This is a genomic window from Nesterenkonia suensis (genome assembly GCF_054782935.1).
In genome coordinates this window covers 588,991-602,185 of record NZ_BAAGRN010000001.1, presented here as the reverse complement: position 1 = coordinate 602,185, position 13,195 = coordinate 588,991, and the positions used below count along the sequence as shown (strand labels likewise).

The following is a 13,195-nucleotide window of genomic DNA, read 5'->3' as shown; positions in this document are numbered from 1 at the left end:
GGCCCCTGGCCCCTCGACTGTGCTCCCCGGGGCCCGGCTCACTCCGGATCGATCCGGCCCAGCGGAGTGCGCTTCTCCGCCTGGAACTGATCCTCCACCCGGCCGTACGCCCAGTAGGCAGAGAGCGACATGCCCTTCCGGGGCAGGCCCCGCTCCTCCACCAGCAACCGGCGCAGGCGCTTCATCTCTCCGCGTTCTCCGTGGACGAAGACCTGCACATCACCGACCGGGATCGTCAGATCGGCCACCGCCTCGACCAGCCGGGCGCGCTCCGGGGTGAAATCACCGCCACGAGGCAGCCACTTCACCTCGACCCCCTCAGGAGCGGCCAGCGCGATCTCCTCCTGGGGCCCGGCGACTTCGATCACGGCGACACCGCGGGCGTCGTCCTCCATGGACTCCAGCGCCGTGGCGATCGCCGGCAGAGCGGACTCGTCTCCGGCGAGCAGGTGCCAGTCGGCCTCGGCGCGGGGCACGTAGGCACCGCCGGGGCCGAAGAAGCTGATCGGGTCGCCGACCTGCACCCGCTGGGCCCACGGCCCCGCCAGTCCCTGCTGGCCGTGGGTGACCATGTCCACCCATATCTGCCGGGCCGCGTGGTCGATGTGCCGGATCGTGTAGGTGCGAGTCGCGGGCATCTGTTCCAGGGGCAGCTCCTCCCGCAGGACCTCCAGGTCGAAAGGGCGCTTCAGGCCGAGCGCAGGATCCGCGAAGAGCATCTTGATGTACTGGTCCGTGGCGTCCTTGAACTCGAGGCCGCCGAAGCCTTCGCCGCCGAGCACCACGCGGACCAGATGCGGGGTGAGCCGCTCGACCCGCTGCACCTCCATCAGGTGCTGGACGCGCGCCCGTCGCCCGCCTCCCGACGAGGAGGGCACCGGGGAACGGTCGGGGCGGGTCGAGTCTGCGAGTGACACGGGCGGGGTCCTTTCCACGAATCTGCTCCGCGGAGTCTACAGGAAGGCGAACCTCACCCGATCGGGAAGAATAACCTCACGAGACCATGGGCGAATCACGGGACCGGCGTCTCCAGAAGACGATGAGCCTCAGAAGACGATGAGTCTCAGAAGACGATGAGCCTCAGAAGACGATGGTGGTCTGCCCGTTCCGGATGACGCGGTCCTCACAGTGCCACTGCACCGCCCGGGACAGCACGGCGCGCTCGACGTCGGCCCCGTAGCGGGTCAGCTGGGCGACGTCGTCCTCATGGGAGACCCGGATGACGTCCTGTTCGATGATCGGCCCCTCGTCGAGGTCCTTGGTCACGTAGTGGGCGGTGGCCCCGATCAGCTTCACCCCGCGATCCTTGGCCTTCTGATACGGCCCGGCACCGATGAACGCCGGCAGGAAGCTGTGGTGGATGTTGATCACCGGCACCCCCACCCGCTCGAGGAAGTCCTCCGAGATGATCTGCATATAGCGGGCCAGCACGATCAGATCCACATTCCCGGTGAGCAGCTCGAGGTGCTTGGCCTCGGCCGCCGCCTTGTCCTCCTTGTCGACAGGGATATGAACGTACGGGATCCCGAAGGGGCGCACATCGTCGGCGAGGTCCGGATGGTTCGAGATGACCATGGCGATCTCCATCGGAATCTCACCGCGGCGATGCCGCCAGAGCAGGTCCAGCAGACAGTGGTCCGTCTTCGAGGCGAAGATCGCCACCCTCTTGGGCGTGCCGGCGTCGGTGAGGCTCCACTGCATGTCGAAACGCTCCGCCAGACGCGTCGTCACCGCCTCCTCGATGCGCGGCCGCTCCGCCGCCAGGCCCGGAAGGTGGAAGACGGTGCGCTGGAAGAACCGCCCTCCGGCCACCCCGGTGCTGTACTGGTCCAGGGCGATGATGTTCCCGCCCAGGTCCGTGATCACGTCCGAGACGGCAGCGACGATCCCGGGCTGGTCCGGGCAGCTGATGATGAGCCGGGCGATGTCGTCTGTGGACGCGTCGACGGAGGTCATGCTCACTCCTGATCTGAGGACGGCTGATGCAGGGCCCAGACGGCAGGCCCCGGGGTCGAAGAGAGGATAGCAGTCATGGCCGCTCAACCGGGCGGCGGGTCCCATCGCACGAAGGCCCGCAGTCCCGTCGGCGGCACGTCACGGATCTCGGTGAAGCCCACCGACTCATAGAAGCTGCGCTGGGCCGGCTCGGCATCGGTGAGCGGCACCTGCTGCCGGAGGTGGGCCACCGGAGCCAGCACCGCCTGGACCAGCTGCCCGGCGATCCCGCGACGCCGATGAGCCGGTTGGACGAGGAGATCCTGCAGATACGCGATCGTCTCCCCGTCGCTGAGGATGCGCGCCAGTCCCACCAGCTCAGCCCTCTCCCCCGGCATCGCCTCGGCACCAGGGCCCGAAGCCGGCGACGGGCTCCACGCCGTGGCGACGCGGTAGGAGCTCGCCACGGCCCGATGCAGTCGCGTGACGTCATCGGTGTAGCTGGTCCAGCCCACGGCCCCGTACAGTGCCGCCAGCGCGTCGACGTCGGGGGTCACCCCGGTGCGGAGGTGGTGCTGCGGCTCAGACATCGCCCCTCACACCTGCATCACCTGTCACCTCGGCATCACCTGTCACCTCGGCATCGCCGATCACCCCGGCCGGGGACCCCCGCCACCGGGCGCCGTCGACCGCCTCCTGCCGCCCTGCGGCGGCCAGACGGGCGATCAGGGTCTCAACTGTGTCGTCGACGATCAGCGCATCCCGGCGCGTCGAACTGAGGAAGCCCTCGGCGACCATGTGGTCGATCATCTGCAGCAGCGGCCGCCAGAAGCCCCCGACGTTGAAGAGGCCCACCGGCTTGGCATGGATGCCCAGATGCTGCCAGGTCCAGACCTCGAAGAGCTCCTCGAGCGTCCCCGCGCCGCCGGGCATGGCGAGGAAGCCGTCCCCCAGCTCCGCCATGCGGCGCTTGCGCTCGTGCATGTCGGCGACGACGTCCAGTCGGCTCAGCCCCGGGTGGGCAATCTCCCGGTCGGCCAGCCCCTGAGGCATCACCCCATGGACCTCTCCGCCGGCTTCCAGCGCGGCTTCGGCGAGCACCCCCATCAGCCCCACGTTCCCTCCGCCGTAGACCACAGTGATGCCCCTGCCCGCCAGACGGGCGCCCAGGTGGCGTGCCTGGACGGCGTAGGCCGGGTCATGGCCATGGCTGGAACCGGTGAAGATGGTCAGCGCCTGCATGTGACTCCGGTCTCGGTCTGCAGCGCCGGCAGGATCGCGTCGGACAGCAGCGGCGCCAGGTCCTGCGGCAGCGGCTCAGTGGAGGGGCACAGCCAGCGCAGCTCGGCGATCTCAGCGGACGGCGCGGCCTCGATTGCCGCCGGTGCCGCGTCATGGAGGAAGACCTCACCGATCACCCGCCGCCCCGGCTCGTTGGCGGCGGCAGCCTCAAAGGTTCCGAGCGCGCGCAGGTCCTCCGGCCAGAACTCGACGCCGAGCTCCTCCCCACATTCGCGCACTGCGGTCTCCAGGGGGCTCTCGCCGAGCTCGGGCTTGCCGCCAGGCAGCATGAAACGCTCTGTGCCGCTCTTCCGGACCGTGAGCACCTGTCCCTCGGAGTTGCGGACCACCACCGCACTCACGCGGATGGCCTCCTGTGGGGGCAGGTCTGGGTCAGGCGCGGCGGCGTCCTGAGAATGATCGATGGTCAGCACGGCGTCCATGGTACTCGCGCTCCGGCCCCGGCAGGATGGGTCGGTCCGGGCGCGGCCGGAGGCCTCGCGGGTGCTCGTCGATCCGCCGCGGCCGGGTCGATTTCCCTCGGCGGAGAATTGACTGCTACACTCTTTCAGTCGCAATCCTCCATAGCTCAACGGCAGAGCACTCGACTGTTAATCGAGGGGTTGCTGGTTCGAATCCAGCTGGGGGAGCTCATCGAGAAGGCCCCGACTCGCCACGAGTCGGGGCCTTCGTCGTCAGCGGTCCACACGGCGGCAGAAGACCGGGACACCTCAGGAGACCTGACGCCTCAGAAGACGCGGAACTCGCGCGGAAGCTCACCCTCACCGGTCGCCGCGGCCAGGGCGAGCTCACCGATCAGCGGCGCGAACTTGGCCCCGTGCCCCGAACAGGGTGAGACCAGGGTCAGCCGATCATGCCGGTCGATCAGGAAGTCCGCAGAAGCCGTGTTGGTGAACAGACAGGTCGTCTCCGCATACGGCTCGGGCACCACTCCCGGGAGGAACTCGGTCACGAAACCGGTCACGCGACGACGGTTGGCGTCCTCGACCCTCCCATCCTGAGCCGCGGCCGAGTCGATGACCTTCCCCCCGTTGAACTCCGCGACCTTCTGCCCCGCGTCCCCGGCATCACGGCCGCCCGGCAGACCGTAGACGGTGATGTCGGCAGAAGAATGGATGAACGTGGGCCAGCTCGCAGCCTCGGCCGCTCCCCCGCAGTAGGGGAAGTGGAAGGCCTGCTCCTGACGGACCTCCAACGCATGGGTCGCCGGCAGGAAGCCCGACGGCAGGGGAAGCTCGGCGAGCAGCCGGGGCAGCCAGCCCCCGACACAGACCACGAGATCCCGAGCATCCCAGACCCGCCCCTCAGCCGAGGTCAGCCGGAGCCCGAGGCGCGTCCGCTCCACCCGACGGACCTCCCACCCGGTCTCCAGGTGGGCACCGGCCTGCTGCGCCAGCCGCAGCATCGCATGCACGGCGGCCTCAGCGTCCACCACTCCCGCTCCCGGATCCCAGAGCACCTCGGTGTCGACGGCGAACATGGGCCACCGCCGCCGCGCCTCCGCCGCGGAGAACAGCTCATGCTCCACACCGCAGGACGCCAGCACCTCCGCGAGCGCGGCCGGCTGACGCACCTGGCCATGATCCACCGCTCCGGTGCGGCTGAGCACCGGGACCTCCGAGGCCTCGTGGAGCTCCTGCCACCCGGCGGCGGCTCGCACCACCAGGTCGGTGTAGAGCCGATTCGGATAGGCATGGCGGAAGATCCGTGCCGACCCGTGGGAGCTGCCCTGGGCGGTGACCGGTCGGTCCCGTTCGAGCACAGTGACCTCATGTCCGGCCTGCGCCAGACGCCAGGCCACCGAGGCACCGGCCAGTCCGGCGCCGATCACCACATAGCGGCTCGCATTCATGGTCTCTCCCTGCACTGAGCGGTCCTCAGAGGAACCGGCCGAGTGTGACGACGTCCTGCTCGGAGTAGCCGAGCCTGTCATAGAACGCCCGGACCGCCGCGTTCTCCTGACGCACCATGAGCATCAGCTTCGGGACGCCCCGCTGCCGCAGCCAGGACTCGGCCGCCCGGACCAGCCGCTCCCCCAGCCCCTGGCCGCGCCGGGCTGCGGGCACCGCCAAGTAGTAGACCCAGCCGCGGTGCCCGTCGTGACCGACCATCACAGTGCCGAGGAGCTCCTCGTGGCTGTCCACGTCACGGCCCACGTCACGGCCCACGTCACGGTCCTCAGCCCCGACGGGACGCAGGCACAGCACTGTGGACTCCGCCCCGTCCAGAGCCCGCAGGCAGTCGGCGTCGGGATCGTTCCAGGGCCGGGTGAGGCCTGCCTGATGCCAGAGAGCCGTGGCGCGCGGCACCAGGTGCCGCGGCAGCACGCCGACGTCGGCCTGCTGGGTGTCGGCCTGCTGGGTGTCAGTGGAGCGACTCATCGATGCACCGGACGGATGGAGAGCTCCTCGACCATGGACGCCTCAGGCATGTCCACGGCCAGGCGGACGGTGTCGGCCACGGACTTCGGAGCGATGTAGATGCTGCCGTCATAGTCCGTGTTGCCCAGCTGAGCCTGCAGGTCTCGCTGCATATCCGTGTCCACCCGGCCTGGATGGATGGAGGTCACCCGGACGGTGCCGCGCTCCTCATCACGCAGTGCGTCGGTCAGCGCGCGCAGGGCGAACTTGCTGCCCGAGTAGATGCCGCCCCCGGCACGCGAGATGTATCCGGAACCGGAGTTGATGGCGATGACCTGGCCGCGGGCGGTGCGCAGTGCGGGCAGGGCCAGCCGGGTCAGCTCCGCCACCGCGAAGACGTTGACCTCGAACATGTGCCGCCACAGGTCCAGCGACGCCGTGCCGACCTCCCCGGAACCGGCGACCCCGGCCGAGTGCACCAGCACGTCCAGTCGCTCCAGACCAACACCTTCGACGGCGGCCGCGACCGCCTCGGCGTCGGTCAGGTCGGCGACGAACGGTGTGGCACAGGGCAGCTCAGCGACCACTTCATCGACCCGCTCGGCGGTGGTGCCACCGACCAGCACGTGATGAGTACGACCGAGATCCTCGGCGATCGCCCGACCGATGCCGCGGGTGGCACCGGTGACCAGGGCGAGAGGACGTTCCGTGGCTGCTGCAATCGATTCGCTCATGGCCCCAGCCTAGCGATCCGACAGCACCTCGGTGTCCGCCGCCTGGCCCGAAGAACCTTCGACGCCGGAACCTCGGCCCATCCGCCGGCGCGCCAGCTGCATGAGGACCGCCACGCCCATGGCCACCAGACCGCCCAGCGACACCAGCAGCTCCGGATAGATCAGTGCCAGGCCTCCGCCGACCAGCAGGAACCGCTCCGGCAGAGTCCCGCGCAGCACCAGATACCCGGCCAAGCCCGACGAGACCCCGATCATGCCGATGATCACCGTGGACAGCGCGATCACCAGCTCCTCCCAACTGCCCTGGAGCAGCAGCGCCGGCTGCAGGATGAACACATAAGGGATGAGGAAGCCAGCGATCGCGATCCGCAGGGCCGAGACTCCGGCCGCCATCGGATTCGCATTCGCGATGCCGGCACCCGCATAGGCCGCCAGACACACTGGTGGCGTGATATCGGCGAGTATCCCGAAGAAGAACACGAACAGGTGAGCCGCGATCAACGGCACATCGAAGTTGTTGTACAGGATCGGTGCCGCCACCGTCGCGGTGACCACATAGTTCGCGGTGGTGGGCAGCCCCATGCCGAGCACGATGCAGGCCACCATGACCATCACCAGCACCAGCAGGAAGCTGCCGCCGGCGATGTCCACCAGTCCGCGGCCCAGCTGACCGCCCAGGCCCGTGGCCGTCACCGTGCCGGCCACGATGCCGGCGGTCGCACAGGCCGCGATCACCGGAAGCGCCGTTCGGGCGCCGGCGATGAGCAGCTCCAGCATCCCCCGGGGACCCAATCGGGTGGACGACCGGAGGAAGCTCAGCACGAACGCTGTAGCGATGCCCAGGAGCGCCGCGCGCATCGGCGACATCCCGGACAGCAGCGTGCCGATGATGATCGCCAGCGGCAGCAGCAGGTCAGCCCGGGTGACCAGGGACCGGATGCTGGGCAGCTCGTCGATCGGCAGCCCGCGGATCTGATTCCGCTTCGCCTCGAAATGGATCGACAGGAAGGCGCCCAGGAAGTACAGCAGCGCCGGGATCACCGCAATGACGATCAGATCGTTGTACTCCAGATTGGGCACGTTCTGCGCCATGATGAACGCTGCGGCACCCATGATCGGCGGCATCATCTGCCCGCCGGTGGAGGCGGTGGCCTCCGTCGCCGCAGAGACATGCGGTTTGAACCCGGCCTTCTTCATGATCGGGATCGTGAAGGAGCCCGAAGCGACCGTGTTCGCCACGGAGGAGCCCGAGACCATCCCCTGCAGCCCTGAGGCGGCGATGGCCGCCTTCGCCGGCCCGCCGGTGAACCGCCCGGCCGCACGGAAGGCCAGGTCGTTGAAGAACTGGCCGATGTTGGTGCGCAGCAGCACCACGGCGAAGAACAGGAACAGGAAGATGAAGTTCGAGGACACCTGGATCGGAGTGCCGAACACGCCCTGGCCGGTGGAGAGGAACGTGCTGGTGGCGAAGTTCTCCACGGACATCCCCCGGTGCGGAAACAGCGGGCTGTGGTTGCCGAAGATCGCATAGACCATCGCCAGCGCGGCGATGATGACGATCGGCAGGCCCACACACCGCCGGGTGGCCTCCAGCACCAGCAGGATGCCCGCGACGGCGACCACATGGTCCAGGTCCGAGTAGCCGAGGACCTGGACCGCGTTGCCGGTGAGGCGCTCGTACTCGACGAAGATGTAGAGATTGCAGAACACCCCGGCGGCGGCCAGCAGACCGTCGTACCACGGCACCCCGGGACCCCGCCCGAGCAGCGCGTCCTTCCACCGCACCCCGGTGACGGGATGCTCCAGCAGCCGTCTGCTCACCGGGTAGAGCAGGAAGATCAGCGACGTCGCGCCGGCCAGGTGCAGCGACCCGTGCATCCAGTTGTTGAACGGACGCTCCAGCGCCGCATAGAGGTGGTAGAGGGTGAAGACCGCCGAGATGGCGCCCACGAGCCAGCCCCACCAGCCCAGATCCGTGCGGAACCGGCTGGAGGTGTCATGTTCGCGGAGGAGCTTCTCCGCCTTCTCCCGGGACTCGGCTGAGTCGGCGTCCGGCAGCTGGGCCGCCGGACGCCGACCCTCGCCACGTGCGTCGGTCACGGCAGGTCGACGCCCTGCTCGTCGTAGTAGCGCTCGGCGCCCGGGTGCAACGGCACGTCGCCGATGCCCAGCAGCGCCTCGTCGAGCAGGATCGAGTCGCCGACGTCCAGCGTGATGCCGTCAGCGTGCTCGAACAGAGCCTCGGTGATCTCATATCCCAGGTCCTCACTCACCTGAGATGTGGAGGCCGCGAGGGCGGCGAACACCGAGACGGTCTGAACATCCTCGTCGAGGAAGTCATAGGCCTCGGCTGAGATGTCGTACGGCTCGGCGCCGGAGTCACCGGAGATCTCGTCGGCGACCGCGTCGTCGAGGGCCAGCAGATCCACATCGGTGGAGGCCGCCAGCTGCGTCAGGCCCGCCACCGGCGTGCCGACGACGAAGATCGAGGCGTCGATCTGGTTGTCGGCCAGCATCTCCGTGGAGGCGCCGAAGTCGGTGACCTCCGCGTCGTAGTCGCCCTCCTCGAAGCCATGGGCGGCGAGGATCGCGTCGGAGATCGCGCGAGTGCCGGAGCCGGCGTCGCCGACCGCGATGGTCGCGCCCTCCAGGTCGGAGACCGACTCGAAGCCGGAGTCCGCCCGGACCACGATGTGTGCCGCCTCCGGATAGAGGTTCGCGATCCAGCCGATGTTGTCCAGCTCCTCACCCTCGAGGCCCTCGAGCTCACCGTTGACGCCGTCGTTGGCGGTGTCGTTCTGGGTCAGCCCGAGCTGCCACTCCTCCTGGAAGATCTGGCCGAGGTTCTCCGCGGAGCCACCGGACTCGACATAGTTGACCGAATCGGCGCTGGTGTTGGCCTCGAAGATGTCCGAGAGCTCACCGCCGAGCGGGAAGTAGGTCCCCGCAGTGCCGCCGGTGCCGAAAGTCAGGTCGGTGACGAAGTCACCGTCATCGGCGGTTTCCTCGCCATTGCCCTCGGCGTCGTCGCCGCAGGCGGACAGGGCGACCATGGCTGCGGCCGCTGTGACAGCGGCGGCAGTGCGTCGGATCCTCATGGGTGTCCTCCTCATGTACGTCATGCGAGCAGGTCAGAACGGGGGTCCCCCTCTGACCTCGTCCAGCAAGGCTATGCGAGAGTCGGCGTCCACGGGGAGCCTGACGCCCCTGGTGACAGAATCGTTACCTGGCACACATCTGACCGACATCTGCCGACCGCCCCCGATCCGCTCCTGAGAGGGCTTGCAGGCCGGCTGCGCTCAGCCCAACCAGCGGTGCATGGCCGCGTAGCAGGCGCGCAGGGATCCGGCGGTGACGTGCTCGTCGTCGGTGTGGGCCAGCAACGGGTCTCCCGGGCCGAAGTTAACCGCCGGCACGCCCAGCGCGGAGAACCGGGCGACGTCGGTCCACCCGTACTTGGGCTTCGGCTCGCCGGCGACAGCCGCGACGAAGTCCTGCGCAGCCGGATGGTCCAGACCAGGACGCGCGCCGGGAGAGGAATCGGTGACCTCGATCAGCTCGTCGTCGACACCAGCTGTGCGCAGCACCTCCCGCACGTGGTCGTGGGCCTGTGCCTCGGTCTTGTCGGGAGCGAAGCGGTAGTTGATCTCCACGGTGCAGGCATCCGGGATGACGTTGCCGGCGATGCCCCCGGAGATGGAGACCGCGTTGAGGCCCTCCCGGTAGGCGAGCCCGTCAACGTCGACAGTGCGCGGCTCGTAGGCCTCCAAGACCGCGAGCACCGGGGCGGCCGCATGGATCGCATTGCGCCCCATCCAGGCACGACCGGAGTGGGAGGCCACCCCGGGGACCGTCACGCGCAGCCGACAGGTGCCGTTGCATCCGCCCTCCACAGCCCCATGGGTCGGCTCCAGCAGCACGGCGAAGTCCGCCTCCAGCAGCTCCGGGCTGGTCCGCAGCACCCGACCCAGACCGGATTTGGAGGCTTCCACCTCCTCATGGTCGTAGAACACCCAGGTCACCTCCCGGTCCAGAGACTGGGCGGCGGTCAGAGTCTGCAGACGGGTCGCGACGTCGGCGGCGAGCTTCAGCTGCACGGCGACGCCGCCCTTCATGTCCGTGGCGCCGCGGCCGTAGAGGACGTCGTCGTCGGCCCGGGCGGCCGCTGAGGGACCGGCGACCCCGGAGACCCCGGCGACCCCACGGGGAGCCTCTCCACTCCCCTCGGTCGGAGCTTCTCCAGTGGTCCCGCCCGGGGTCTCTGCCGCGACCCACTGCGGCGGGACGGTGCCCCGGCACCCCGGTGTGCCGCGGGTGTGCGGATCGCTGGGCAGCGGCACAGTGTCCAGATGCCCAGCCAGCACCACGCGCTGGTCGGCACCGGTGTCGGTGCGGGCGATGACTGTGTCGCCGTCGCGATGGACCCGCAACCCTCCCAGCCCAAGCAGGGCATCTTCGACCGCATCGGCCAGGCGCCCTTCATCCCCCGAGACGGAGGCGCAGGCGATGATCTGCTCGGTCAGCTCGGTGATCTCAGCGGTGAGGTCCAGGGACAGGGGTGCGGGTCGGGGGGCGCCGCTCTCGGCCGGGCGCTGCGCGGAGGTTTCGTCGACGGGCATGGCCCCACTGTAATCCGTAAGATGGGCGTCATGACTTCGACCGACACTGCTGCATCCCCCTCCCGCCTCGCGTCAGGCCACGGCCTGGCCACCGTCACCACCGACGGCACGGTGCTGGACACCTGGTTCCCCGCCCCGGTGCTCGCCCCGCTGTCCGAGAACGACGACGCCGCCCTGCAGGCCTCCCTCGAGGACGCCGCAGGTGAGGACGCGGACCGGGGTGTCCGCACCCAGGTGGTCTCGGTGGAGGCTGATCTGGACGCCGAGGCCGCAGGGACCTCCGATGTCTGGCTGCGCCTGCACCTGCTCTCCCACCGGCTGGTCAAGCCCAACACGATCAACCTCGACGGCATCTTCGGGTACCTGACCAACGTCGTCTGGACCAACTTCGGCCCCTGCGCGGTGGAGGGCTTCGAGGAGACCCGCCTGCGGCTGCGCCGTCGCGGACACGTCACCGTGCTCAGCATCGACAAGTTCCCGCGCCTGGTCGACTACGTGACTCCGGTGGGAGTGCGCATCGGCGACGCCGACCGCGTCCGCCTCGGCGCCCACCTGGCACAGGGCACCACCGTGATGCACGAAGGCTTCGTGAACTTCAACGCCGGCACCCTGGGCACCTCCATGGTCGAGGGCCGGATCTCCGCCGGGGTCGTGATCGGCGACGGCACCGACGTCGGCGGTGGCGCCTCCATCATGGGCACCCTCTCCGGAGGCGGCAAGGAGCGCGTCGCCCTGGGCGAGCGCGTCCTGCTCGGCGCCAATGCCGGCGTCGGGATCTCCATCGGCGACGACTGCGTCGTCGAGGCCGGGCTCTACGTCACCGCCGGCACCAAGGTCTCGGTGCTCGATGACCACGGTGAGGTGGCAGAAGTCGTCCGGGGCTCCGCGCTCTCCGGGGTGCCCAACCTGCTGTTCCGCCGCAACTCCGTCTCCGGGCGGCTCGAGGCCGTGCCCCGCAAGGGCCAGAAGGTGGAGCTCAACGCAGCTCTGCACGCCAACTGACCCGCCCGGACCGATTCCCGGCACGTGCACCTGACAGGGCACGTGCCGGGAACCCGGCCAGCCGCGGCTCCCGGACTGCGCAGCAGAGACTGACGAGCAGACGATGACGAACCCACCATGAACCCACACCGTACCGATCGCCCCATCGTGGCGACCCGAGACATGGTCCGACGCAAGCGACGCCGTCGGGCCCTGGCCGTGCTGGCTCTGCTGGTGATGGCCCTGGTGGCCGTGGCCTGGGGCACCTGGCGGTACATCGACGCGCAGGAGTTTCTGCTCGACCCCCGCTGCGAAGTGCAGATGGGCGACGAGCGACACAGCCTCTCCCCCGAGCAGGCCGCCAACGCCGCCCTGATCTCCGCGGTGGCGGTCGACCGGGGTCTGCCGCAGGAGGCCGCCGCCGACGCCCTGGCCATCGCCCTGCAGGAATCGGACCTGGAGGTGCTCGAAGCCACCCCCGAGCACGATGCCCGAGAACTGTTCCGCCGCGGCTCCCCTGACTGGACCGACGACGGGACCCCGGCGGAGGTCGCCACCACTGTGGAGGAGTTCTTCGACTCCCTGGAGTCCGCCCAGGACGAGGAGGAGAATCCCTGGACGCCCGAGCTGAGCCTCACCGATGTGGTGGAGGTGCTCGACCGGCCGATGGACCCGAGCTTCTACCCCCGGCACGCCGAGCGCGCCCGGGCCTTCGCCACTCCGCTGACCGGGCAGCAGCCGGTGGACATGACCTGCCATCTGACCCGCAAGAACGCACCGGCGGCGGACCCGGACGGCCTCGCCCAGGAGATCGCCCTGCGGCTGGAGGACGCCCTGCAGGTGCCCGAGGAGGCCCAGGACGCCCTGGAGGCTCGCCACGCCGAGGAGGACGGCACGGACCAGGACGGTGAGGATGCTCTCCTCGAGGAGTACGGTCCGATCCTGATCGACCGGACCGGCGCCGCGGGCGAGGAGGCCCCCGGGCGCGGACCCGACCGTGGCGCCGTCGTCACCGTCACCATGCCCGGTGCTGAGGAGGACGGCGAGCACCCCCGGCCCTCCACCCAACAGCTCTGGGCCGTGGCCCACTGGGCTGTGGCCACCGCCGACGTCTACGGCACACAGACCGTGCAGGCCGGAGCCCACCAGTGGAGCCGCGACACCGGCCGCTGGACCCGCGCCGACGACGTCGACGACGAGGCGGTCACCATCGGCTTCTGAGTCGCCCCGGCCCGTGACCGGCACGCGCGACGGAACGAGGAGT

13 protein-coding genes and 1 tRNA gene are annotated in these 13,195 nt (G+C 69.4%); 3 read left to right on the top strand and 11 right to left on the bottom strand.

Going from position 1 to position 13,195, the window contains the following annotated elements:
• Positions 1 to 38: 38 nt before the first annotated feature.
• The 5 genes from ACYVKI_RS02585 to ACYVKI_RS02565 all read right to left on the bottom strand — a co-directional run bounded on the left by ACYVKI_RS02585 (position 39) and on the right by ACYVKI_RS02565 (position 3,659).
• Complete coding sequence (locus tag ACYVKI_RS02585) at positions 39 to 917, bottom strand: siderophore-interacting protein (protein WP_460688778.1); 879 nt, start codon at positions 915 to 917, stop codon at positions 39 to 41.
• A gap of 163 nt (positions 918 to 1,080) precedes the next feature.
• Positions 1,081 to 1,956, bottom strand: a complete 876-nt coding sequence (purU, locus tag ACYVKI_RS02580) for a formyltetrahydrofolate deformylase (protein WP_460688777.1) — start codon at positions 1,954 to 1,956, stop codon at positions 1,081 to 1,083.
• 83 nt (positions 1,957 to 2,039) lie between these two features.
• Positions 2,040 to 2,525 (bottom strand): GNAT family N-acetyltransferase, encoded by a 486-nt coding sequence (locus ACYVKI_RS02575; RefSeq protein WP_460688776.1) that lies wholly within the window; start codon positions 2,523 to 2,525, stop codon positions 2,040 to 2,042.
• Positions 2,518 to 3,177 carry an LOG family protein gene (locus tag ACYVKI_RS02570; RefSeq protein WP_460688775.1) on the bottom strand — a complete coding sequence of 220 codons (660 nt, stop codon included), beginning with the start codon at positions 3,175 to 3,177 and terminating at the stop codon, positions 2,518 to 2,520. Before ACYVKI_RS02570 ends, ACYVKI_RS02575 begins: the two co-directional genes overlap by 8 nt.
• Positions 3,165 to 3,659, bottom strand: coding sequence for an NUDIX hydrolase (locus ACYVKI_RS02565; RefSeq protein ID WP_460688774.1), 495 nt, complete (start codon positions 3,657 to 3,659; stop codon positions 3,165 to 3,167). The genes ACYVKI_RS02570 and ACYVKI_RS02565 overlap by 13 nt, the downstream gene beginning before the upstream one ends.
• A 135-nt stretch (positions 3,660 to 3,794) precedes the next feature.
• Here ACYVKI_RS02565 and ACYVKI_RS02560 point away from each other — a divergent pair.
• Positions 3,795 to 3,866 (top strand) — tRNA-Asn (locus tag ACYVKI_RS02560).
• A 98-nt stretch (positions 3,867 to 3,964) separates the two neighbouring features.
• Here ACYVKI_RS02560 and ACYVKI_RS02555 read toward each other — a convergent pair.
• The 6 genes from ACYVKI_RS02555 to dapE form a co-directional block, all read right to left on the bottom strand.
• On the bottom strand, positions 3,965 to 5,089 hold the full coding sequence (locus ACYVKI_RS02555; protein ID WP_460688773.1) for an FAD-dependent oxidoreductase: 1,125 nt from the start codon (positions 5,087 to 5,089) through the stop codon (positions 3,965 to 3,967).
• 25 nt (positions 5,090 to 5,114) lie between these two features.
• Entirely contained in the window at positions 5,115 to 5,618 is a 504-nt protein-coding gene (locus tag ACYVKI_RS02550) for a GNAT family acetyltransferase (RefSeq protein ID WP_460688772.1), read from the bottom strand.
• Positions 5,615 to 6,331: an SDR family oxidoreductase gene (locus tag ACYVKI_RS02545; protein WP_460688771.1), complete on the bottom strand. Its 717-nt coding sequence runs from the start codon at positions 6,329 to 6,331 to the stop codon at positions 5,615 to 5,617. The genes ACYVKI_RS02550 and ACYVKI_RS02545 overlap by 4 nt, the downstream gene beginning before the upstream one ends.
• Before the next feature lie 9 nt (positions 6,332 to 6,340).
• Positions 6,341 to 8,431: a TRAP transporter permease gene (locus tag ACYVKI_RS02540; RefSeq protein ID WP_460688770.1), complete on the bottom strand. Its 2,091-nt coding sequence runs from the start codon at positions 8,429 to 8,431 to the stop codon at positions 6,341 to 6,343.
• Positions 8,428 to 9,429, bottom strand: a complete 1,002-nt coding sequence (locus ACYVKI_RS02535; protein WP_460688769.1) for a TAXI family TRAP transporter solute-binding subunit — start codon at positions 9,427 to 9,429, stop codon at positions 8,428 to 8,430. The genes ACYVKI_RS02540 and ACYVKI_RS02535 overlap by 4 nt, the downstream gene beginning before the upstream one ends.
• Before the next feature lie 201 nt (positions 9,430 to 9,630).
• The gene (gene dapE, locus ACYVKI_RS02530; RefSeq protein WP_460688768.1) at positions 9,631 to 10,950 is read right to left on the bottom strand and encodes a succinyl-diaminopimelate desuccinylase; all 1,320 of its coding nucleotides are present in this window, start codon (positions 10,948 to 10,950) and stop codon (positions 9,631 to 9,633) included.
• Positions 10,951 to 10,980: 30 nt separating this feature from the next.
• On the opposite strand from dapE, the gene dapD reads away from it, so the two are divergent.
• Both dapD and ACYVKI_RS02520 read left to right on the top strand, forming a co-directional pair.
• Positions 10,981 to 11,952: a 2,3,4,5-tetrahydropyridine-2,6-dicarboxylate N-succinyltransferase gene (dapD, locus tag ACYVKI_RS02525; protein WP_460688767.1), complete on the top strand. Its 972-nt coding sequence runs from the start codon at positions 10,981 to 10,983 to the stop codon at positions 11,950 to 11,952.
• A gap of 117 nt (positions 11,953 to 12,069) precedes the next feature.
• The gene (locus ACYVKI_RS02520) at positions 12,070 to 13,152 is read left to right on the top strand and encodes a hypothetical protein (protein WP_460688766.1); all 1,083 of its coding nucleotides are present in this window, start codon (positions 12,070 to 12,072) and stop codon (positions 13,150 to 13,152) included.
• Positions 13,153 to 13,195: the final 43 nt, after the last annotated feature.

What these genes read in the sequence shown, in the direction of transcription:
- purU (WP_460688777.1), bottom strand. Translation starts at nt 1,956, where the DNA reads ATGACCTCCGTCGACGCGTCCACAGACGACATCGCCCGGCTCATCATC.
- ACYVKI_RS02575 (WP_460688776.1), bottom strand. Translation starts at nt 2,525, where the DNA reads ATGTCTGAGCCGCAGCACCACCTCCGCACCGGGGTGACCCCCGACGTC.
- ACYVKI_RS02570 (WP_460688775.1), bottom strand. Translation starts at nt 3,177, where the DNA reads ATGCAGGCGCTGACCATCTTCACCGGTTCCAGCCATGGCCATGACCCG.
- ACYVKI_RS02565 (WP_460688774.1), bottom strand. Translation starts at nt 3,659, where the DNA reads ATGGACGCCGTGCTGACCATCGATCATTCTCAGGACGCCGCCGCGCCT.
- ACYVKI_RS02555 (WP_460688773.1), bottom strand. Translation starts at nt 5,089, where the DNA reads ATGAATGCGAGCCGCTATGTGGTGATCGGCGCCGGACTGGCCGGTGCC.
- ACYVKI_RS02550 (WP_460688772.1), bottom strand. Translation starts at nt 5,618, where the DNA reads ATGAGTCGCTCCACTGACACCCAGCAGGCCGACACCCAGCAGGCCGAC.
- ACYVKI_RS02545 (WP_460688771.1), bottom strand. Translation starts at nt 6,331, where the DNA reads ATGAGCGAATCGATTGCAGCAGCCACGGAACGTCCTCTCGCCCTGGTC.
- ACYVKI_RS02535 (WP_460688769.1), bottom strand. Translation starts at nt 9,429, where the DNA reads ATGAGGATCCGACGCACTGCCGCCGCTGTCACAGCGGCCGCAGCCATG.
- dapE (WP_460688768.1), bottom strand. Translation starts at nt 10,950, where the DNA reads ATGCCCGTCGACGAAACCTCCGCGCAGCGCCCGGCCGAGAGCGGCGCC.
- dapD (WP_460688767.1), top strand. Translation starts at nt 10,981, where the DNA reads ATGACTTCGACCGACACTGCTGCATCCCCCTCCCGCCTCGCGTCAGGC.
- ACYVKI_RS02520 (WP_460688766.1), top strand. Translation starts at nt 12,070, where the DNA reads ATGAACCCACACCGTACCGATCGCCCCATCGTGGCGACCCGAGACATG.